This is a genomic window from Cupriavidus mimosae (assembly GCF_023952485.1).
GTDB lineage: Bacteria > Pseudomonadota > Gammaproteobacteria > Burkholderiales > Burkholderiaceae > Cupriavidus > Cupriavidus taiwanensis_C.
This window is the reverse complement of sequence record NZ_JALHRY010000021.1, coordinates 1-21645: the sequence shown is the minus strand read 5'-3', so window position 1 is coordinate 21645 and position 21645 is coordinate 1. Positions and strand designations below refer to the sequence as shown.

Here is a 21645-nt window from a genome sequence, read left to right as displayed (position 1 = left end):
ACCAGACAGGAGACAACTCATGAGCGATACCCTGCTGAAGGAAATCCGCGGCAACGTGATGGTGCTGACCATCAACCGCCCCGAGGCCCGCAACGCGATGGACTTCGAGACTGCCACGGCGATTGCCGCCGCGCTGGATGAACTCGATGCGCGCGACGACCTGAGCCTGGCGGTGCTGACCGGCGCTGGCGGCACGTTCTGCTCCGGCATGGACCTGAAGGGCTTCCTGGCCGGCAAGCGCCCGAGTATTCCCGGTCGCGGCTTCGGCGGCGTGACCGAGCAGCCGCCGCGCAAGGTGCTGATTGCCGCGGTCGAGGGCTATGCGCTCGCCGGCGGCTTCGAGCTGGTGCTGGCATGCGACCTGGTGGTGGCCTCGCGCGGCGCCAGGTTCGGCCTGCCCGAGGTCAAGCGCGGCCTGGCCGCCGCCGCCGGCGGCCTGATCCGCCTGCCGCGCCGCGTGCCCTATCACGTGGCGATGGAATACGCGCTGACCGGCGACATGCTGCCGGCCGAGCGCGCCTACGAGCTGGGCCTGGTCAACCGCCTGACCGATGCCGGCGGCGCGCTCGACGCCGCGCTGCAGCTGGCCGACGCGGTCGGCGCCAACGGGCCGCTGGCCATTGCCGCCAGCAAGCAGGTAGTGGCGCAGTCCGGCGACTGGACCCGCGAGGACATGTTCGTGAAGCAGAAGCCGCTGATCGACCCGGTCTTTACTTCCGCCGACGCGCGCGAGGGCGCCGCCGCCTTCGCCGAGAAGCGCAAACCGGTGTGGACGGGCAAGTGAAACGCCCGCACCTGACCTGAGAACGGCCGGCCGCAAGCCGGCCGTTCTTGCCTTGCCAAGCAGCCCATAAACATACGTGGAGGAGACCCATGACACCCAAGCTGCCCGCATCGCTGTTCCCATCGCTGGCCCATGGCAGCGCAGCACTGCTGCTGGCCACCGCCGCGGCGCTGCCCTGCATGGCCCCCGCGGCCGCGCATGCCGCCGCCTGGCCAGAGCGGCCCATCACCATCATCGTGCCCGGCGCGCCCGGCGGCACCACCGATATCCCGACCCGGCTGGTGGCGCAGAAGCTGTCGGCCATGCTGGGCCAGCCGGTGGTGGTCGATAACAAGCCCGGCAGCGGCGGCATCATCGGCACGCAGGCCTTCATGCGCGCGGCGCCGGACGGCTACACGCTGCTGGTCGGCAATACCGGCTCGCATGCCATCAACTACAGCGCCTACAAGCAGCTGTCCTACCAGCCGCAGGATTTCCTGCCGCTGACCGACCTGATCTCGTTCGCCAATGTGCTGGTGGTCGGCGCGCAGGCACCGGCGCGCAGCGTGGCCGAGCTGGTGGCGCAGCTCAAGCAGTCGCCGGGCAAGTATTCCTATGCCTCGGCCGGCATTGGCCAGACCACCCACCTGACCGCGGAACTGTTCCGGCTGCGCACCGACATCGAGGTCATCCACGTGCCGTACAAGGGCTCGACGCCTGCCACCACCTCCGTGCTGGCGGGCGAAACCACCTTCATGTTCGACAACCTGACGCAGGCGCTGCCGCAGATCCGCGCCGGCAAGCTGCGCGCGCTCGCCGTGACCAGCGCCGAGCGCCTGCCCGCGCTGCCCGACGTGCCCACCATGGCGCAAGCCGGCGTCAAGGACTTCGTGGTGATGGGCTGGCTGGGCTTCTTCGCCCCGGCCAAGACCCCGCCGGCGGTGGCCGCGGCGCTGCAGGAGGCGCTGGGCAAGGCCATGCGCGATCCCGAGGTGGTGGCGCGCTTGCGCGACATGGGCGGCGTTGCCGGCGGCGAGCCGCAGCCGAAGTTCGCCGCGCTGGTGCGCGGCGAGATCCAGCGCTGGGGCGAGACCATCCGCGCGTCGAAGGTCAGCCTGGACTGATCCAGTAGTGACCGCGCCGGGCCGCCTTCGCCAAAGCGGAAGGCGGCCCGGCCCAAAGCCAAATTGACACGGCCGGGTAGCGCGGCATACCCTCGCCTTACCCTGCGGTATATTCAGTGCCCGCTTAAATTCCAGACATTGCAGACATGAAAGGCGCCCGGGGTCCACAACGATAACGATAACCCCGCGACGAGACCCACCGTGCCCCTCTCCCCCGCCCCTTCCCGCTATGCAGGCCTGCGCCCGGCGCTGCCGATCCTGCTCGGCGCTTCAGTGATGCTGAGCCTGGCCATGGGCCTGCGCCAGAGCCTGGGCATCTTCATGCCGCCGCTGACGCGCGACATCGGCATCTCGGTGTCGGATTTCACCGTCGCCATCGCTGTGCAGAACCTCGCCTGGGGCCTGCTGCAGCCGCTCGCCGGCGCCTGGGCCACGCGCATCGGCTTCCGTCCGCTGATGATGGCGGGCTCGCTGCTGTACGTGATTGGACTGGTGCTGCTGGCGACCGCGCACAGCCTGGTTGGCGTCACGCTGGGCGCGGGCGTGGCCATCGGCGCGTCGATGGCCTGCACCGGCAGCGCGCTGGCGATGGCGGTGGCGGCGCGGCCGGTGCCGGCGGCGCTGCGCAGCACGGTGCTGGGGCTGGTGTCGGGCGCGGGCTCGCTGGGCGCGCTGCTGGCGGCGCCGATCGGGCAGATGGTGACGCAGGCCTACGGCTGGCGCACCGGGCTGGCGGCCTTCGTGCTGCTGGCGCTGGTCATGCTGCCGGCGGCGTGGTCGGCCGGGCGCGTCGACCGGCTGCCGCTGGCGGCGCCGGCGGGCATCGGCCAGGACAGCGCGCGCCAGGCGCTGGGCACCGCGCTGCGCCACGCGCCGTTCGTGGTGATGGCGCTGGCGTACTTTGTCTGCGGCATGCAGCTGGTGTTCCTGACCACGCACCTGCCGTCGTATCTCGACGTGTGCGGCATGGACCCGATGCTCAGCGCCGAGGCGCTGGGCGTGATCGGCGGCTTCAACGTGCTGGGCAGCATCTTCTTTGGCTGGGCCGGCGGCCGCTACAACAAGCTGATGCTGCTGGGCGGCATCTATACGCTGCGTTCGCTGGCGCTGACCTGGTACTTCTCGTCGGCACCGACGCCGCAGAGCACGCTGGTGTTCGCCGCGGTGATGGGCTTCCTGTGGCTCGGGGTGGCGCCGCTGGTGTCGGGCTGGATCGCCGAGACCTTCGGCCTGCGCTGGCAGGCGATGCTGGGCGGCGTGGCCTTCTTCAGCCACCAGATCGGCAGCTTTGTCGGCGCCTTCGGCGGCGGGCTGGTCTATGACGCGCTCGGCTCCTATACCGTGGCCTGGCAGGCCGGGGTGGCGCTGGGGCTGGCGGCGGGGCTCGCGCAGATCGCTTTCGCGGTGGCGACGCGGCCGCGGCCGCCGTTGATGGCGACGTCCTGAGCCGTCCAGTGCCCCGCGCCAGCGGTAAGAATCGGCGCAGGTTGTAAATCTGGCGGCACGCGGCAACCGCACAGGCCGGTACGACGCGGGCGCGCCGCTGGAACGGTTCCTGCCTGTGTGCGCAGAGACGCAACGCCCAGACCCAAGGAGGCCCCATGACCTCGACCGAACAGGAAATCCTGGTGTGCGGCCCGGAAGACGGCCGCTGGCATCTGGAAATGCGCACCGGCCACGGCGCGCCGGAGCGGCTCGACGGCGAGTTCGACTCGCCCGAGATGGCGATCGCCGGCGCCCAGCAGGTCTATCCGTCGATTCCGGTCCGCGTGACCGATATCTCCGGCGCGCCGGCCCCGTCGGCGCCCGCGCATGAAGGCTCGCTGACCGACTACCACTACGGCGGCCACAGCGTGACCCGCGACGAGAAGCTGACCGGCAGAGCCCATCCGTCCAGCGATACCTCGCAGCCGCCGCCGGGCCCGCATCCCTATCAACCGACCGATCTCGGCAACCTGCCCCCGGGCACGCCGCGCCACGGCATGTACGGTGTCGCCTCCAGCCCGGCCGAGGCCGAGGCGGCCGACCGCAAGGACCAGGCGGCGCGGCGCCCCGCCGGCTCGCGCGACGCCGAAGACTAGGCCCGGCGGCGCCAGCACGCGCGGCAGCACGTACAATCTCGGTTTTCCCTGCGCCTCGCCGCCCCGCCGCCATGACCACCCTCGGAACGCCCCTCTCCCCCTCCGCCACCAAAGTGATGCTGCTCGGCTCCGGCGAACTCGGCAAGGAGGTGCTGATCGCGCTGCAGCGCCTGGGCGTGGAGACGATTGCGGTCGACCGCTACGACAACGCTCCCGGCCAGCAGGTCGCGCATCACGCCCGCACCATCGCGATGAGCGACCCGGACCAGCTCAAGGCCCTGATCGAAGCCGAGAAGCCGCACCTGGTGGTGCCCGAGATCGAGGCCATCGCCACGCCGATGCTGGAAACACTGGAAGCCGCCGGCACCGTGCGCGTGATTCCCACCGCCCGCGCCGCGCGCCTGACCATGGACCGCGAAGGCATCCGCCGGCTCGCCGCCGAATCGCTCGGCCTGCCCACCAGCCCGTACAAGTTCTGCGATTCGCTGGAAGAACTGCAGGCCGCCATCGACGGCGGCATCGGCTACCCGTGCGTGGTCAAGCCGGTGATGAGCAGCTCCGGCAAGGGCCAGAGCAAGATCGACGGGCCCGAAGGCGTCAAGGCGGCGTGGGACTACGCCATGGCCGGCGGCCGCGTCAGCCACGGCCGCGTGATCGTCGAGGGCTTTATCGATTTCGACTACGAGATCACGCTGCTGACCGTTCGTGCCATCGGCGCCAGCGGGCAGGTCGAAACGCAGTTCTGCGCGCCGATCGGCCACGTGCAGGTCAGCGGCGACTATGTCGAGAGCTGGCAGCCGCAACCCATGCATCCCGCCGCGCTGGCCAGCGCGCAGCGCATCGCGCAGGCGGTCACCGCCGACCTGGGCGGCATGGGCCTGTTCGGCGTCGAGCTGTTCGTCAAGGGCGAACAGGTCTGGTTCAGCGAGGTCAGCCCGCGCCCGCACGACACCGGCATGGTCACCATGGCCACGCAGTGGCAGACCGAGTTCGAGCTGCATGCGCGTGCCATCCTTGGCCTGCCGGTCGACACCACGCTGCGCAGCCCCGGCGCCAGCGCCGTGATCTACGGCGGCGTGGAAGCGCAGGGCGTGGTCTTCGACGGCGTCGACCAGGCCTTGCGCGTGCCGCAGACCGAGGTGCGGCTGTTCGGCAAGCCCGAGAGCTTCGCCCGCCGCCGCATGGGCGTGGCGCTGGCCTATGCCGACGACATCGACACCGCGCGCACGCGCGCCAAGGAAGCCGCCAGCCGCGTGCGCCCGCGCGCAGTGGGCTGAGCCGCGGCTACCTGCATCCCGCTACATCCCACTACATCCCGCTACATCCCGCTAGATCGGATGGCTGCCCGCGGCGGCGCCGTGGGCCGGGGCATGCTGCACCGCCTGCGCCGCCACCTGCGCCGCGGCCAGCACCGGCGCGATGCGCACGCCGTTCAGGTCGGCGCCCGACGGCGCCTGGTACAGCCTCAACCCCAGTTCCGGCAGGATCGCCAGCAGGTGGTCGAACACATCGCCCTGGATGCGCTCGTAGTCCATCCACGCAGTGAGCGCGGTGAAGCAGTAGATCTCGACCGGGATGCCTTGTGAATCCGGTTCCATCATGCGCACGTTCAGCAGCAGGTCGTGGTGGATCTCGGGGTGCGCCTTGAGGTAGGCGATGCCATAAGCGCGAAAGGTGCCGATATTGGTCAGCCGGCGCCGGTTGACCGGGTCGTTGCCGGCGGCGATCAGCAGCCGGTTGGCCTCGTCGACCTCGCGCTGCTTTTCTTCCAGGTAATCGTGCAGCAGGCGAAAGCGCATCAGCGCGTGGACTTCGCGGTCTTCCAGGAAACGCACGCTGCCGGCATCCAATCGCAAGGTGCGCTTGATCCGGCGTGCGCCGGACTCGAACATCTGGCGGTAATTGCGATAGCTCTCCGAGAACAGCTTGTAGGTCGGCACCGTGGTCACGGTGTTGTCCCAGTTCTGCACCTTGACCGTATGCAGCGCGATGTCCTTGACGTAGCCGTCGGCGTTGCACTGGGGCATTTCGATCCAGTCGCCGATGCGCAGCATGTCGTTGGAGGTCAGCTGCGTGCTCGCGACCAGCGACAGCAGCGTGTCCTTGAACACCAGCAGCAGCACCGCCGACAGCGCGCCCAGGCCGGACAGCATCCACAGCGGTGAGCGGTTGATCAGGATCGACAGCACCAGCACCGCGCACACCAGTCCCAGCCCCAGCCGGCCCACCTGGATATAGCCCTTGATCGAGCGCGTCTGCGCCCGGCGGCTGCTGGCGTACACATCCTGCCAGGCCCCGAGCACGCCGCCCAGCATCAGGAAGAAGCATACCCACAGGCTGGCATGCGCCAGGCGCTCGATCGCCAGCGCATAGCGGCCCATATGCGGGACTTCGCCGATGCCGACGGTGATCACGGCAAAGCCCACCGCGTAGCCGAAGCGCCGGTAGGCGCGATGGCGCGTCAGCGCCGTGCTCCACGGCGTCTTGCCCCACACCTTCAGCACCCGGTGGGCGATGCGCGACATCACATGGCCGAACAGCCATTGCGCCAGCGCGGCAATCAGGCATAGCGCTACCAGGTACAGCGCGATCTGCGCCCACGGGTGGGCGGGAATACGTTGCTGGAACAGCTCCAGCAGGGCATCGAAATTCATGGCGGGGCGACTCTGGCCTTTGACTTGGCCAGATAGTGTACCGAACGCGCCCGCCTCCCCTGCGTGCCTTGCGGGATGCGGGCTAGGCCGGCAGCAGCTTGAGCCCGCCGATGCCGACGAAGATCAGCCCGATCAGCACCAGTCGCAGCGGCGACGCGCTCTCGCCCAGGAACAGGATGCCGATCAGCGTCACGCCGATCGCGCCGATCCCGGTCCAGATCGCATAGGCCGTTCCCACCGGCAGGTGCCGCAAGGCGGCGCTGAGCAGGTAGATGCTGGCCAGCGCGGCGCCGATGCCCAGCGCGGTCGGGCCGACGCGGGTCCAGCCATCGGTATGCTTGAGCGCCAGCGCCATCACGATCTCGATCAGCCCGGCCAGCACCAGCAGCGTCCACGCCATTGCCATGTTTTCCTCCCTGAACTCTGTGCGCGCCGGCATCGATTGCCGGCCGCGCCCAGCCAATGTAGGCTGTGCGGATCCGCACGGAAACTGGCGAATTTTGCAAAAGGATTATGCAAACATGCAGGAAGCAGACTGGGACGACCTGAAGTATTTCCTCGCCGTGGGCCAGTCCGGCTCCCTGGCCGGCGCCGCGCGCGTCCTGCACGTCAACCACTCGACGGTGCTGCGCCGGCTGGCGCGGCTGGAAGACACGCTCGGCACGCTGCTGTTCGAGCGCCATGCCACCGGCTACGCCATGACCCCGGCCGGCGAGGCGCTGGCGCAACGGCTGGCCGGGGTGGGCGAACAGATCGATGCGGCGCAGCGCCAGCTGTCCGGCCTCGACAGCCAGCTGAGCGGCCCGTTGCGCGTGACCACCACCGACACGCTGCTGGGCGGGCTGCTGATGCCGCTGTTTGCCGAGTTCCGCGCCCTGCATCCGCGCATCCAGCTGCAGCTGGTCGTCAACAACAGCTTCCTCAGCCTGAGCCGGCGCGAGGCCGACGTGGCAATCCGCCCGGCCAACGCGCCGCCGGAATACCTGGTTGGCCGCCGCATCGGCCGGCTCCAGACAGCGCCATACGCGGCGCGCAGCTACCTGCGGCAGCTCGGCCTCCCCGCCGCGGCAGACAGCCCGGCGCTGGCGGACTGGCCGGCCTATGACTGGGTCGTGCCTGACGAAGCCCTGTCACACCTGGCTCAGGCCCGCTGGATCCGCGAGCACGTGCCGGAGCCGCGCCGCGCGGTCAGCGCCGACAGCCTGGTGGCGATGGCAGACGCGGTCCGGCATGGCATGGGCGCCGGCATGCTGCTGTGCCTGCTGGCCGGCGACGATCCGGCGCTGGTGCGGCTGGCGCCGCCCGACGCCGCCATGGACACCGACCTGTGGGTGCTGACCCACCCGGACCTGCGGCACAGCGCGCGCGTGCGGGCGCTGGGGGACTTCCTGCATGAGCGGCTCAGGCAAGGCAAGTGGCTGGCGGGATGACGCCATACCCGCGCAACGGCCTTAGACCGTATTGACGGTGTCACCGTTGCGACACTAAATCTGTCAACTCGCAGCTCGTTGCAAGGAACCTGTTGGTCTTGGCCGCGACGTGCGAACGCGAAGTCTCGTCTCGCTGAAAAAACTAGGTGCACAAGAAATCCGCCCTCCCACCAAAACGAGGGGGCATTGTATTGAAGAAGCGAATTCAATACATTGAAAATATTTAATTCGCCGCTGAGTTTTTCTACTTGCGGACTTTTCCATAGCCGCAAACAATCCACCATCGCCCATCCATTGCAGATTTAACTCCATGGCTCGTGCCATTCTCGGGAGGATTGATGATTAAAAAATGGAATATCTTGGCCAGCGATGATCTTGTCAAGGACGAGTGGATTCACCTTAGTCGCCATCGTTGCCTGAGGTCCGATGGATCCATTGTCGACCCTTATTACGTTATTAACGGACGGCACTGGGTCAACATAATGCCGGTAACTCGGAATGGCCTCGTTTATTTGATACGGGAATACCGGCATGGTTTCGGCGAGATACTGATGGGCTTGCCAGGCGGGCTGATCGACGAGGGCGAATCCTGCGCTGCGGCCGCCGTCAGAGAACTGCGGGAAGAGACCGGCTTGGCAGCATGTTCCCCGCCTCTTTTGACCGGAGCGATGGTTGTCAATCCATCGACACATTCAAACATGGGTTACAGCTTCCTGACGCTCGTAACAGAGCCACAGTGCCCTCTGGCAGCTAGCCTCGAACCGGATATCGAGGTAGTCAGGTACAGCCTGGAAGAGCTCTTCGATATTGTTATCAGCGGCTCCCAAGCACTTTCCGGCTATGACGCGGCCTCGATCCTGAGAGGTTTCTTTTCACTACGTAAGCTTCCGGATTTCGAATTTGACATTCTGGCGAGGCTAAGTCAAAGAGAATACGTGAGTTGAAGCAATCCCAACGTAGAGGGTGCGAATCATGTGGACAACATTAATTGTCGCGGGTGGATTTGGTACCAGGTTGAGCCCGTTCACGAAAGTCATACCAAAGCCGCTCATGCCTATAGGAGATCATAGTCTCTTGGAGCGGCATATCAGTGCCCTGGCAAAAGCCGGTTCGCAGGATATATTCATCGCCGTTCACTACTGTGCAGACCTCTTCGGGAGCATCGTAGGAGCGCTGGCAGCACGATATGACGTGAATATTCAGCTTCTGCTGGAACCCGAGCCCAGAGGCACATTCGGGTCGGCCCTGGCACTCTGCCAGGAACTGATCGACCGCAAGCAAAGCAAGCCGCTGATGGTACTGAACGGAGACATCGCATCAGACCTGGACCTCATTGATTTCCATCGATTCCACTTGGCCAGCGGGGCCGACTTCTCCGTCGCGGTGAATGACTACATATACAGAGTGCCATATGGCGTGGTGGAATCGCACGACTCTCGGATGCTGGGGGTCAGGGAAAAACCCTCGGTTCCATTTCCGGTTCTCGCCGGGTACTACCTGATGCGGCCATCGATCGGCACACTTCTGAGCGCCTTGGGCAATGGTGAGATAGGTGTCGACAAGGTTCTCTCATCGCTACTGGAACGCGGATCATATGTGTCGACCTATCAGCATCATGGTAAATGGATCGACGCAGGCACAATTGAAGACCTGCACCGGGCCAATGAGCTTTTCTCGGAGAGGGGAATGGCATGAGCGAACGGAAACGAGTTCTCGTTACTGGTGCGGCCGGCTACATTGGAAGTGGCGTGTGCCGCAGGCTGTTGAGTGCGGGATTTGACGTCATCGGCATCGACAGCCTGATATATGGGGCAACGGGCCTGTTGCCGCTTCTGGTGACGCCGCGATTCAGGTTTGTCCAGCTCGATATCAGGGAATACTCACGACTCCAAGAGCAACTGAACCAGATTCGTCCATTTGCGGTGGTTCATCTGGCGGCCATTGTTGGAGACCCCGCCTGCAAGAAGATGCCGGAGGTCGCCCGGCAAACAAACCTGGCCGCCACCAAGGCACTGTTCAGCGCTGCCACTGAAAACGACTCCAGCCGCTTCATTTTTGCCTCAACCTGCAGCAACTATGGCCTGAGTGATTCGACGGCCTTGCTCAGCGAAGACAATGCACTCAATCCACTGTCGCTCTACGCGGAAACGAAAGTTGAAGCCGAGCACTGGCTGATCGAGAATGCAGCCACACTCGAAACCTATATCCTGCGTTTTGGAACGGCGCATGGGTTATCGGCGCGGATGCGCTTTGACCTGACGGTCAACGAATTTGCACGGGCCATCGCTATGGAAGCGCCGTTCGACGTCTACGATTCCCAAACGTGGCGACCGTATTGCCATGTCAATGACTTTGCCGAGCTGATTTGCGGCATTTGCAGCGATGCCAATATTCGCACCGGCGCCAACGTTTTCAATGTTGGATCGGACGAGGAAAACTATCGCAAGATTGACCTGATCAATGCGATTGCTCAGGCAACGAACCGGACCGCGCGCTTCTCGGATACCGGCAACGGCGCGGACCGCAGGAACTACCGGGTGAGTTTCGCCAGGATCGTGGAGGAACTGGAATTCAAGCCGCGATATGGGGTCGAGTACTCTGCCCGCCAGATCAGCGAAGCCTTGAGCCTGGGCCTCCTTTCCTCCCATGAGGCTCACTATGCAAACGTCTGAGGACAGGCGCATTGAAAACTATGCCCCGCTCCTGAATGGGCGCGAGCGGGACTATGTTCTGCAAGCCATCGAGTCAGGCTGGGTGTCGTACGGGGGCCAGTACGTGAAGGAGTTCGAGACTTCGCTCGCTCAGACGTTTGGTTGTGCCGACGCGGTGACAGTCGCTAGCGGTACCTGCGCCCTGCAACTGGCATTCGAGCTTGCCGGGGAGCCAGACACCGAGATCCTGATTCCCGCGTTGACGTTTGCCGCGCCAGCCAGTGCCGCGGTACGGGCGGGTATGCATCCCGTCTTTATAGACCTAAATCCACAGACGTGGCAGATCGACGATGAATTGCTCGCAGCATTTCTGGAGGAACGATGCGTACGCCGAGACGGCCGCGTCGTCAACACATCCTCCGGGAGGCTGGTCTCCACGATCTGCCTCGTACATCTGTGGGGTGACCTCGCAAGGTTGGATCGCATCCATGCGCTATCCAGGCAATGGAATCTCGTGGTCATTCATGATGCCGCGCAATGCTTGGGCGCCTGCTACAAGGGAATGCCACTGGGCGCCTCCGTGCCCGACGATCAAGCCGATCAGATCATCTTCACAACTAGCTTCAACGCCAACAAGATCATCACGACAGGAGCAGGAGGCGCACTGATCGCCAAATCGCAATTGCTCTGTCGCAAAGCACGCCATCTTTCGTCGACGGCCAAGGCCGATACGATGTCATTCTTTCATGACGATTATGGATTGAACTTCCGCATGAGCAACATTAATGCCGCCATAGGTGTTGCCCAGATGGAGCTGCTGTTCGACCGCATTCGTCGAAAGCGAATACTTCACGAATACTACGCTACAGCCATCCAGAAGCGAGTGAATGGTGTGCGGCTTGCTCAGCATACGCCTGAGGCAGCCGGCATCTGCTGGATGACGTGCATCGAGCTGCCGCAGCCGTCCAGATCCGTCATCGAAAAACTGGTGGCACAACACATCATGGCGCGTCCAGTCTGGATTCCCCTTCCGCAGCTTCCTGTCTATTCGCGCTTTCAGTACTATCAGCACGACGCGTTCTCCACACATCTGCATGAGCATGCCATCATGCTTCCCTCGGGTCCCGGCATTACCGAAGCCCAGGTGGATCGCGTCGTATCCGCGCTGGCGGAGGCGTGCAGATGACATATCCCGGGTATTTTTTCAACTACGCCAGCTGTGTGGAAGAAGGCCGGTACTGCCAATCACCGCACACGACATTGCGAGAACTCCGAGCGCACGCGGATCTGCTTCAGCCGCTTACGGGCTGGTACGAGTTCACCTATCGCCGCGCCGTCTTCGAAGAAGTGGCAAGGCCTAGGCTCCTGGACCCGTCTGACTTGCGGGGCATACGGTCCGCGAGGGTCACACAACTGGTACTGTTCCTCTGTGCTGCCATGGTGATGCGGCAACACGGAGCGCCAACGCATGTCGCGGGATATTCTCTCGGCTATGGCGCAGCGTTTGCGCTGTCAGGCGTGCTGACGTTTCCGACTTTTGTGCACGATGTTTTCAGCGCGAATTTTCCTTATGCAGAGGACAACCATGCGGCACTTCAGGAAGATCGGCTGCGCTCCTGCATCCTGTATGACCCAACGGAGTCCACCTTTGGCGACACCGTCGCAAGTGCCATCCAGCACCATTTTCCCGAAGTGGTCATCAAAGACGACCGCCCCCCATTCTGCATGCAGGTAGTGGCCCCCGAGCCGGTACTGGACGCGCTCCGTGCATGGGTATTCCGCTCTTTTCCGGCGGCTGCCTCGCACTCCACGAGGATGATCAGCAGCGACTCCGCCCATCTTTACCCTGACAGATACCGGGCCGTGAAGGCAGCATTCCGGCAGGTAGCCTACGGAAAACCGAGTCTGGACATTGTCACGCACCAGCACGGCGTCCTTCGCCAGGGGCAATTGCCCGAAGATGGTGGCGGCGTGCTTTTCGACGCGATCCAGGCGCCGCTCTCGATGCGGCGAGTCGTCGATGGCCTCGTCGCCTATCGCGGGCCACTGATCATGTTCGGATCTGCGAGAACGGCAGATTTTGTCTTCTTCGGTTTGGGCAGCAAGGTATTGAACCGACCACTCCTTGACTGGGAGCAAGCGCTTCTGCAACGCGACACATCGATTCTCATACCTAACGCAGCCGACTGGCGATAGCCGTTCAGACATATTGCAAGGGCACAGACTCCCATGCTGAAGCGGATCGAAAGTGGATCGTATTCTTCCGGCAACCAACCGTCCGAAGACATTTGCGGCTACGTGGCCGATGACACGTCTGTGCACGCCTGGGTCATCGACGGCGCTACCGGAATCTCTCCATCCTTGATGCTGGCGCCCAATCATTCCGACGCCGAATGGTATGCGCTCCGGATCAACTGGCACTTGCATCGCTCGATCGTGTGCAATGGTACAACGCACGATTCGGATGCGCTTCTCGCGTCTGCCATCGACGCTGCGAATGCGGACTGCCGTGAATTGATCAAGGATCGCGCTGCCGATGCGCACCTTCTTCCTTCTGCCTCGGTCATCCTCGCAAAGGTGCAACGGGATTCGGGAGGCCACCGGGTTTCCTTTGCCAAACTCGGAGATTGCTGCGGCGTGTTACGGGCTGGACCTGCATCGGCTCATATCGTGGAATCCACGCTCGGACCATGGTTTGACCTGGAATTCGATGCACTCGCTGCGCGCCTCGCAAAGACGCATGGTGACGACCAACGGCGAAGCGCTGTCCTGACCGAGATCTCGGGACGCCTGCTGGTCAGGCGCAAGACAATGAACCAACCAGGGGGGTATGCCATCGCGGCGCCAAACTGGGAGCCCTCCACCCTTGCGTTCGAATCTTTCCATTCCATTGAACCGCCATCGCTAATGCTGTTGAGCGATGGCGCTGCCAGGCTGGTCGACAAATATCGCGCCTGTACCCTGGAAGAGGCGCTGGACGAAGTATTCAGGATCGGGGTGGCAGGACTCGTACGCAAGGTCCGAGAAATCGAGCGCGACGATCCGGCCTGCCAGTCGTGGCCGAGATTGAAGGCATCCGACGACGCCACGATTGTCGCACTTCAGGTCGGTGCAGATGTTCCATGAAGCCCGCCGGATCGCCGGGCTGGCCGCCCCTACGCTCGGAATGCAGCTTACTGCCATTGGCATGATGAGCATCGACTCAGTCATGGCGGGGCGCTTCGGCACTTCCGATCTAGCCGCCATCGGTATCGGCAGTGCCCTTTACGTGGCCTTGCTGGTTATCCTGACTGGGATTGCCAATGGCATCACACCTGTCGCTGCGCGACTCTGGGGGAGCGGTGCAATTACCGAACTGCGCGCCGTGCTATCGGCCGGCATGGTCCTCTCCATCGCATGCGCCCTGCTTTCCTATCCCCTGCTCATGACGTGCCTCGCCATGCTGGTCGACACCGATCCGGTAACCATGGGCAAGACTGACTCATTCCTCGGCGTACTCTCCATTGGCTTGCCTGCACTCCTGGCCTACCGGTTGCTGTTTGCGATGGAAGCGGCAACTGGACGTCCCGCAGCATTCATGTGGATCAATATTGCCGGCCTGATATTGAAAGTGCCGCTGAATTTCGCCCTGATGCGCGCGACCATCGACGACACGGGCGAACGACTGGGAGTGGTGGGCTGTGCTGCCTCGTCCGTGATCATCTCGTGGGCGAGCCTGGCCATCTGCTGCCATCTCTTGCGACGCAGCAACGTCCTGAGGGGGTTGGGTCGCCGCCAAGATCTCCGGATCTCACTGACCGCGTTAAAGCTTGTTCTGCAAGCCACGATCCCAGTCTCTGCGGTTCAGTTCGTCGAAATCGTCTCATTTTCAGGCATGGCTATCCTGATCGCCAGCGCGGGATCGAATGCGTCTGCTGCACATCAGATCGCGGCCAACATTGCCACGCTCGTCTTCATGTTGCCGCTATCTGTCGCCATTGCGTCGGGCGCGCTGATTGCCAGATCCGCCGGAGCGAGCGCATTTTCCGAGGAGATCTTGACATTCAGGGTAGGCCTGCTGATGGCCTGCTCTCTAGCGGCAGCAACGACGGTCGGCCTTCTGCTCGGACGGAGCGCAATTGCCGCGCTGTTCACGGCCGATGCCGATGTGGCTGCCCTGGCGTCCAGAATGCTCTTCTGGGTCGCTGCCAGCCAGATGGCCGATGCCATACAGATCTATTTCTGCGTGGTGCTTCGCTCCTACCGCATAGCATGGCCGGCAGTTGCCGTGGCTGTGGTCTTGCGCTGTGGTCTCGGACTTGGCTTGGGTGGATGGATGGCATTCCGCCTGGATGGCTTCGGCCCTGTCGGCGTATGGATAGGCGGATTTATCGCGCTGTGCGCGGCAGCACTTGCCATCGGCGCAATCTTTCATCGGAAGGTTGCATCTCAGCGACGACTTGCAATGGAAGTGGCGCGCTAACGTTCTGACAACCGAGGGACATCCAACATGCGTACGAAGTGACAGAGAATGCCTCAACACAGCGGCGTTAAGCCGCGTCAGGCAACGCTAACAGTAGTGACAGATAAATTGCGCTCTACGATGGCGGGACGGCCTCACGCCGCCGGCGCATACATCTCCAGCAACTGCTCGTCCGTAAAGCCCCACTCCGCCGCGTTTTCGAACGCCACCACGGTCTCGTCGCCATGGCGCAGGTCGATCAGTTCGGTCGGCACCGGCCGCGATTGCGACACCGAATAGAACGCCATCACCTTGGGCCGCAGCGGGTCGGCGTCATGCTGCGCGCACACCACCGCCAGCCGGTTGGAGCGCAGCCGCAGCACGGTGCCGAGCGGGTAGATGCCGACGGTGCGCGAGAAGGCCTTGAACACGCGCCGGTCGAACAGCGTGTCGACGCGCACCGCCATGTATTCCATGGCGCGGGCCGGCGACCATGGCTGGTGCCCGGGGTGGCTGGCGGTCAGCGTATCGTAGGTATCGCAGATCGCGCCGATCCGGGCGTGCACGCTCAGTTCGTGCCCCACCAGGCCGAAGGGAAAGCCGCGTCCGTCGACGCGCTCATGGTGGTGGACACAGACATCGAGCGGGATATTGGAATAAAGCCGGGCTTCGTTGAGGATGCGGTAGCCGGCGGAAGGATGGCGGCGGTAGGCCTCGTCCTGCTCGGGCGTGCGCTCGCCGGCGCGGAGGCTGGCGGCACCGGGCACGGCCAGCTTGCCGATGTCATGCACCAGGCCGGCCAGGCCCAGTTCGCGCACCTCGTCGTCGGGCAGCCCCAGCGTGCGGCCGACCGCGATCATCAGCGCGCAGACCGCGAAGGCATGCAGGTAATTGTCGTCGCCGCGTGCCTTGAGCCGCGCCAGCGCCAGCAGCGCCTGCCCATGGCGCGACAGCGAGCGCGAGGCCGCGTCGACCAGCAGCAGCGCGCCGCTGACCTCCAGCGCCCGCCCCATGCGCACGTCGGCAAACATCGAGCCGATCACGGCCTTGCCGGACTGCAGCAGTTCGCGCGCATGCACGATCTCGGCTTCGAGCGTGGTGGCTGGCGCCGCGTCAGCCTGGCCACCGGCACTGGGCGCAGGCTGGGCCGCGGCAATGGGCGGGGCTGCGTCGGCCGCCTGTTCCGGCGCCGGGAGATTGCGGCCCTTCAGGATATCGATCCAGATTTCGCGCACGCCGGCCGACTGGATCTGCCGTACCTGTTCCTCGCTGGCGACCAGGAAGCGCGCGCGCCAGAACGGATGGTTGATCCAGGGCCCGCCCAGCCTGGCGACGAACATTCCGACCTGCAATTGCTCCGACCCAATGCGTCTCAGCATGCGCCATCCCCCCGGGTGATGGTTTTCTTGTTGTCGCTCCGGATATCGGCAGCGGCGGGCATAACTTGAGCGCCGGCCACGGCGGCAGGAACCGTGCCGCGCACCCTTGTCAAGCGCCGCCCGAATGCCCGGACGGCGCCGTCGGGCATTGCCAGGCCGGGCCATGGCCGCCGCTACAATGGCTGGCCCAGTGCTCACAGACGCCAGCCAGTCGCCCCCGTTCACCCATGTCCGGAACGTACACGCTAGTCGGCATCGCCCGTGCCAAGACCCACCGCCGCGACGCGCTGGTCTCCCAGCTCACCGCGCTGCGCTCGCGCGGGCTGACCGAGCCCGGCTGCCTGGACTACCACGTCGGGCAGGATGCCGACGACGCGCGGGTGTTCGTCATCTACATGGTCTGGGACTCCAAGCGCGCACTCGAATCGCACCTGAACCGGCCTTACATGCGCGATTTCCACGCCGCGCGCGCCGACTTCGTCGAGGGCGATTTCAGCTTCCGCTGGCTCAACGCCGCCTGAGCGCAAGGCGCTATCCCGGTCACTTTCTGCTATTCCAGCGCGCCTGCCGCCGCTTGTCATTCCCGCCGCACCGACCTATCAATCAAGGTGACGCCCGCCCCGGGCGCGGCAGGAGTGCACCATGGAAGTCAGGGATGGATTTGCCGGCACCATCGGCCACACGCCGCTGATCCGCCTGGCGGGCCTGAGCGCCGACACCGGCTGCGACATCTACGGCAAGGCGGAATTCCTCAATCCGGGCGGCTCGGTCAAGGACCGCGCGGCGCTCTACATCATTCGCGGCGCCGAGCGGCGCGGGCTGCTGAAGCCGGGCGGCACGGTGATCGAAGGCACCGCCGGCAATACCGGCATCGGCCTGGCGCACCTGTGTGCAGCGCGCGGCTACCGCTGCATCGTGGTGATTCCCGACACCCAGTCGCCGGAGAAAATGGAGCGGCTGCGCATGCTGGGCGCCGAGGTGCGCGCGGTGCCGGCCAAGCCCTATGCCGATCCCGACAACTACCAGAAAATTGCCGGCCGGCTCGCCGACGAAACCGAAAACGCGATCTGGGCCAACCAGTTCGACAACCTCGCCAACCGCCAGGCCCACTACGAGACCACCGGGCCGGAGATCTGGCACGCCACCACCGGCCATATCGACGCCTTCACCTGCGCCACCGGCACCGGGGGCTCGCTGGCGGGCATCGCGCGCTGTCTGAAGGAACACAAGCCGGGCGTGCGCATCGTGCTGGCCGACCCGCACGGCAGCGGCCTGTACCATTTCGTCAAGCACCACGAGGTCAAGGCCGAAGGCAGCTCGATCACCGAAGGCATCGGCTCCAGCCGCGTCACCGCCAACCTGCAGGACACGCCCATCGACGATGCCGTGCGCATCGACGACCAGACCTGCGTCGACATGGTCTACCGGCTGCTGCGCGAGGAAGGGCTGTTCGTGGGCGGCTCATCCGGCATCAACGTCGGCGCCGCGGTGGCGCTGGCGCGCGAGATGGGGCCGGGCCACACCATCGTCACGCTGCTGTGCGACCGTGGCGACCTGTATATGGGGCGGCTGTTCAATGAAGCGTGGCTGCAGGGCAAGGGGCTGCAGCCGATTCCGTTCCGCCGGGCCAGCCCCGCCGGATAAGGTCCGGGCTAGGCCACCTTCAGCCGCCGCCACAGCGTGGTCGGGCTGATACCGAGGATATGGCAGGCGGCGGTCCGGTCGCCGCCGCACTCTTCCAGCACGCGCCGGATATGGTCGACCTCGCTCGATTGCTTGACGCGCGCCAGCGAGCGGCGCGTCCGCGCTGCCGGTGCGGCTTCGGCTCCGGGCGCGGGCGCAGTGGCAAGCGCGGCCTCGCCGAACAGCTCGGGCGCCGCGGCCTGCAGTTCGCGCTGCAAGGCTTCGCCGTCGAGCCGGCGGCCGGCGACCAGCACCGCGATGCGCTCGGTCACGTTTTCCAGCTCGCGGATATTGCCGGGCCAGCGGTAGCGCGCCAGCCGCGCGCGCGCCGCGGCGGGCAGGCGCTGCGGGCGCTCCAGGCCCAGCCGGTCCTGCGCGCGGCGGTACAGCAGCTCGGCCAGTTCGGGCAGGTCTTCGGCGCGCTCGCGCAGCGGCGGCATGGCAATGCGCAGGATGTTGAGGCGGTAATACAGGTCCTGGCGGAAGCTGCCGTCGCGCACCATCGCGGCCAGGTCCCGATGGGTGGCGGCGATCACGCGCACGTTCACCGGCACCGCGTCGAGCCCGCCGATCGGCAGCACCTGCTTTTCCTGCAGCACGCGCAGCAGCCGCGTCTGCAGCGCGGGCGGCATGTCGCCGACCTCGTCCAGAAACAGCGTGCCGTTGTGGGCCGATTCGAACAGGCCGGCCTTGCCGCCGCGGCGCGCGCCGGTGAAGGCGCCCTCTTCGTAGCCGAACAGCTCGCTTTCCAGCAGCGCCTCGGGGAAGGCGGCGCAGTTGACCGCCACGAACGGGAACGCGCGGCGCGGGCTGGCATCGTGCATGCCTTGCGCCAGCACCTCCTTGCCGGTGCCGCTCTCGCCGCCGATCAGCACGGTGGAGTCCACCACGGCATAGCGCCGCGCCAGTTCGCGCAGCGCCGTCATCGCCGCCGAGGTGCCGGCCAGGTCGTCCAGGCTGTAGCGCACCGCCGCCGGCCGCGCGCGGCTGCGCGAGCGCAGGTTGCGGTCAACGCGCTGGATCGCGCTGGCGTCCTGGATGGTCAGCACCGCGCCGGTGGTGCCGGCCTCGCCCAGGATCGGAATGCGGTTGACCACCACCATCTTGTCGCCCAGCTTGTGGATCGCCTCGAGCTCCTTGTCGCCGGTCTGCATCACGCCCTCCAGCGCCAGGCTCGGCGCCAGCGTCTGCAGCTTGCGCCCCACCGCGGCGGCGGCCGAGGTGCCGAGGAAGCGTTCCATCGCCGGGTTGAACGACTGGATCCGCCCCTGCGCGTCGACCGCCGCGACGCCCTCGTTCAGGTGCGCCAGGATGGTGTTGACGTAGTCGCGCCGGGTGGCCTCGATGCGGCGCAGGCGCGCGGCCTCGATCGCGTCTTCCAGCGCCATGCGCACCGAGTTGCCGGAGTACAGGAACACGCCGGTCAGGCCATAGCGGTCGGCCAGGTCGGTCACCAGGCCGGGGCCCACCACCACCTGGATGCCCTCCTGCTTCAGTGCCTTCACGCGCGCCACCGCGTCGTCCTCGGTCAGGTAGGTGTAGGCCGGTACCGACAGCGAGAACGCGCGCACGAACTCATCGACCTCGGCATAGGTTGCCGCGTGCGTGACCAGCGCCACCCGCGGCGAGATCCGCCGCGCCGTGGCCAGTGCGCTCATCACGTCGAAGCCCGTGACCTTGACCAGCACCACCGGCACGTCGACATGCTGGCGCAGGTAGGCGCCGTTGGAGCCTCCGGCGACGACCACGTCGAGCCGGCCCTCGCGCACCTCGCGCGACACCGCGCTGGCGGCTGCCTCGAAACCCTTGCCGACGATGCGGAATTCGGCGCGGTCGGCATAGGCCGGAATCAGGTCGGCAAAGGCACGCGCGAGGCGGCTGATGCCGATTGCCCAGATGCGCGGGCGGCCTTGCGTGGAAACGGGCGGAGCCATGATGCGGTGCGGAAGGAAAGTCGGATGAAAAGCGGGAGGAACGGGCGTACAGTGCTGTCACATTGTCCGCTACGCGGCCCCGGATTTCAACTTTGAATTCCAAAGCTTGGGGTTTGGATTTCAAATGTGCGGAAATCCCGGCATGGAGGCCGCGAGGAAACCCTCCGTCCTGCCCGCCAGCCTAATACTGACAAGGGCTTCCGGATTTTGCTGCCGCTTTCGCAAGTCCTGGCACATCCCTTGCGATATCTGGCTTGTCCTGTTCACCAATGCATACGCCATGACCTACTCCGCTTCCGACCTCGCGCGCTCCGCTGGCGCCCGCTTCCGCCAGGCGCTGGCCGACGAACATCCGCTGCAGGTGGTCGGCGCCATCAACGCCAACCACGCGCTGCTGGCCAAGCGCGCCGGCTACCGGGCCATCTACCTGTCGGGCGGCGGCGTGGCGGCCGGCTCGCTGGGCCTGCCGGACCTGGGCATCTCGAACCTGGACGATGTGCTCACCGATATCCGCCGCATCACCGACGTGTGCGACACGCCGCTGCTGGTCGACGTCGACACCGGCTTCGGCGCCTCGGCCTTCAACGTGGCCCGCACCACCAAGTCGCTGATCAAGTTCGGCGCCGCGGCCATGCATATCGAGGACCAGGTCGGCGCCAAGCGCTGCGGCCACCGTCCCAACAAGGAAATCGTCACCCAGGGCGAAATGGTCGACCGCATCAAGGCAGCCGTCGACGCCCGCACCGACGAGAACTTCGTCATCATGGCCCGCACCGATGCGCTGGCCGTGGAAGGCCTGGACAGCGCCATCGAGCGCGCCGTGGCGTGCGTGGAAGCCGGCGCCGACGCGATCTTCCCGGAAGCCATGACCGACCTCGGCATGTATCGCAAGTTTGTCGACGCGGTGAAGGTGCCGGTGCTGGCCAACATCACCGAGTTCGGCGCCACGCCGCTGTTCACCACCGAAGAACTGGGCGGTGCCGGCGTGTCGATGGTGCTGTACCCGCTGTCCGCCTTCCGCGCCATGAACAAGGCGGCGGAAAACGTCTACGCGGCGATCCGCCGCGACGGCACGCAGAAGAACGTGGTCGATACCATGCAGACCCGCGCCGAGCTCTACGAGAGCATCGGCTACCATGACTTCGAGCAGAAGCTCGACGCCCTGTTCGCGCAAGGCAAGGGCAAGTAAGCAACCAGACGCAGGCGCGGCCGGGCCGGGGACATCCCCTCCCGGCCGCTTGCACGACCATAGACAGGCAACACCAGGCATCACACCAAGGAGACCCAGATGTCCGAAGCGCAACCGCTCGTCACTCCCAAGCCCAAGAAATCCGTCGCGCTGTCGGGCGTGACCGCCGGCAACACCGCGCTGTGCACCGTCGGCCGCACCGGCAACGACCTGCACTACCGTGGCTACGACATTCTCGATATCGCCGAGACCTGCGAGTTCGAGGAAATCGCCCACCTGCTGGTGCACGGCAAGCTGCCGACCAAGTCCGAACTGA

At 65.4% G+C, this 21645-nt stretch carries 21 protein-coding genes; 17 read left to right on the top strand and 4 right to left on the bottom strand.

What is annotated here, in order from left to right; all coding sequences use genetic code 11:
* Positions 1-19: 19 nt before the first annotated feature.
* The 5 genes from MKD50_RS27295 (at position 20) to purT (ending at position 5245) form a co-directional block, all read left to right on the top strand.
* Complete coding sequence (locus tag MKD50_RS27295; protein ID WP_240074567.1) at positions 20-784, top strand: crotonase/enoyl-CoA hydratase family protein; 765 nt, start codon at positions 20-22, stop codon at positions 782-784.
* A gap of 89 nt (positions 785-873) precedes the next feature.
* Complete coding sequence (locus tag MKD50_RS27290; RefSeq protein WP_252669497.1) at positions 874-1887, top strand: Bug family tripartite tricarboxylate transporter substrate binding protein; 1014 nt, start codon at positions 874-876, stop codon at positions 1885-1887.
* Between the two features lie 201 nt (positions 1888-2088).
* Entirely contained in the window at positions 2089-3333 is a 1245-nt protein-coding gene (locus tag MKD50_RS27285) for an MFS transporter (RefSeq protein ID WP_115703152.1), read from the top strand.
* Positions 3334-3488: 155 nt separating this feature from the next.
* Positions 3489-3968 (top strand): hypothetical protein, encoded by a 480-nt coding sequence (locus MKD50_RS27280; RefSeq protein WP_252669494.1) that lies wholly within the window; start codon positions 3489-3491, stop codon positions 3966-3968.
* A gap of 71 nt (positions 3969-4039) precedes the next feature.
* Positions 4040-5245, top strand: a complete 1206-nt coding sequence (gene purT, locus MKD50_RS27275; protein WP_252669492.1) for a formate-dependent phosphoribosylglycinamide formyltransferase — start codon at positions 4040-4042, stop codon at positions 5243-5245.
* 51 nt (positions 5246-5296) lie between these two features.
* On the opposite strand, the gene MKD50_RS27270 is transcribed toward purT, so the two are convergent.
* Both MKD50_RS27270 and MKD50_RS27265 read right to left on the bottom strand, forming a co-directional pair.
* Complete coding sequence (locus tag MKD50_RS27270) at positions 5297-6622, bottom strand: mechanosensitive ion channel family protein (protein ID WP_252669491.1); 1326 nt, start codon at positions 6620-6622, stop codon at positions 5297-5299.
* An 82-nt stretch (positions 6623-6704) separates the two neighbouring features.
* A complete protein-coding gene (locus MKD50_RS27265) occupies positions 6705-7022 on the bottom strand; it encodes a DMT family transporter (protein WP_115680273.1) in 318 nt (105 codons plus the stop codon).
* Positions 7023-7143: 121 nt separating this feature from the next.
* Between MKD50_RS27265 and MKD50_RS27260 the strand changes: the two genes are divergently transcribed.
* The 8 genes from MKD50_RS27260 to MKD50_RS27225 all read left to right on the top strand — a co-directional run bounded on the left by MKD50_RS27260 (position 7144) and on the right by MKD50_RS27225 (position 15165).
* Positions 7144-8052 carry a LysR family transcriptional regulator gene (locus MKD50_RS27260; protein ID WP_252669489.1) on the top strand — a complete coding sequence of 303 codons (909 nt, stop codon included), beginning with the start codon at positions 7144-7146 and terminating at the stop codon, positions 8050-8052.
* 338 nt (positions 8053-8390) lie between these two features.
* Positions 8391-8996, top strand: a complete 606-nt coding sequence (locus tag MKD50_RS27255; RefSeq protein ID WP_115680275.1) for an NUDIX hydrolase — start codon at positions 8391-8393, stop codon at positions 8994-8996.
* A 28-nt stretch (positions 8997-9024) separates the two neighbouring features.
* Positions 9025-9747, top strand: a complete 723-nt coding sequence (locus MKD50_RS27250) for a sugar phosphate nucleotidyltransferase (protein ID WP_115680276.1) — start codon at positions 9025-9027, stop codon at positions 9745-9747.
* Positions 9744-10724, top strand: a complete 981-nt coding sequence (locus tag MKD50_RS27245; protein WP_115703160.1) for an NAD-dependent epimerase/dehydratase family protein — start codon at positions 9744-9746, stop codon at positions 10722-10724. Before MKD50_RS27250 ends, MKD50_RS27245 begins: the two co-directional genes overlap by 4 nt.
* Positions 10711-11889: an aminotransferase class I/II-fold pyridoxal phosphate-dependent enzyme gene (locus MKD50_RS27240; RefSeq protein WP_172582504.1), complete on the top strand. Its 1179-nt coding sequence runs from the start codon at positions 10711-10713 to the stop codon at positions 11887-11889. The genes MKD50_RS27245 and MKD50_RS27240 overlap by 14 nt, the downstream gene beginning before the upstream one ends.
* A gap of 251 nt (positions 11890-12140) precedes the next feature.
* On the top strand, positions 12141-12899 hold the full coding sequence (locus MKD50_RS27235) for a hypothetical protein (RefSeq protein ID WP_147299803.1): 759 nt from the start codon (positions 12141-12143) through the stop codon (positions 12897-12899).
* A 33-nt stretch (positions 12900-12932) separates the two neighbouring features.
* The gene (locus MKD50_RS27230) at positions 12933-13829 is read left to right on the top strand and encodes a hypothetical protein (protein WP_252669488.1); all 897 of its coding nucleotides are present in this window, start codon (positions 12933-12935) and stop codon (positions 13827-13829) included.
* Positions 13819-15165 (top strand): MATE family efflux transporter, encoded by a 1347-nt coding sequence (locus MKD50_RS27225; protein WP_252669487.1) that lies wholly within the window; start codon positions 13819-13821, stop codon positions 15163-15165. The genes MKD50_RS27230 and MKD50_RS27225 overlap by 11 nt, the downstream gene beginning before the upstream one ends.
* A 134-nt stretch (positions 15166-15299) precedes the next feature.
* Here MKD50_RS27225 and MKD50_RS27220 read toward each other — a convergent pair whose 3' ends face one another.
* Positions 15300-16523, bottom strand: a complete 1224-nt coding sequence (locus tag MKD50_RS27220) for an HD-GYP domain-containing protein (protein ID WP_252669486.1) — start codon at positions 16521-16523, stop codon at positions 15300-15302.
* Positions 16524-16750: 227 nt separating this feature from the next.
* Here MKD50_RS27220 and MKD50_RS27215 point away from each other — a divergent pair, with 227 nt between their 5' ends.
* Complete coding sequence (locus MKD50_RS27215; protein WP_115703166.1) at positions 16751-17044, top strand: putative quinol monooxygenase; 294 nt, start codon at positions 16751-16753, stop codon at positions 17042-17044.
* A 121-nt stretch (positions 17045-17165) separates the two neighbouring features.
* Positions 17166-18167 (top strand): cysteine synthase A, encoded by a 1002-nt coding sequence (locus tag MKD50_RS27210; RefSeq protein ID WP_252669485.1) that lies wholly within the window; start codon positions 17166-17168, stop codon positions 18165-18167.
* 8 nt (positions 18168-18175) lie between these two features.
* Here MKD50_RS27210 and prpR read toward each other — a convergent pair whose 3' ends face one another.
* On the bottom strand, positions 18176-20140 hold the full coding sequence (prpR, locus tag MKD50_RS27205; protein WP_240074574.1) for a propionate catabolism operon regulatory protein PrpR: 1965 nt from the start codon (positions 20138-20140) through the stop codon (positions 18176-18178).
* A gap of 280 nt (positions 20141-20420) precedes the next feature.
* On the opposite strand from prpR, the gene prpB reads away from it, so the two are divergent.
* Together prpB and MKD50_RS27195 are read left to right on the top strand one after the other, a co-directional pair.
* Positions 20421-21329, top strand: coding sequence for a methylisocitrate lyase (prpB, locus tag MKD50_RS27200; RefSeq protein ID WP_115703169.1), 909 nt, complete (start codon positions 20421-20423; stop codon positions 21327-21329).
* A gap of 99 nt (positions 21330-21428) precedes the next feature.
* Positions 21429-21645 (top strand): citrate/2-methylcitrate synthase (locus MKD50_RS27195; protein WP_305882097.1); only part of this gene is annotated, 217 nt, incomplete at its 3' end.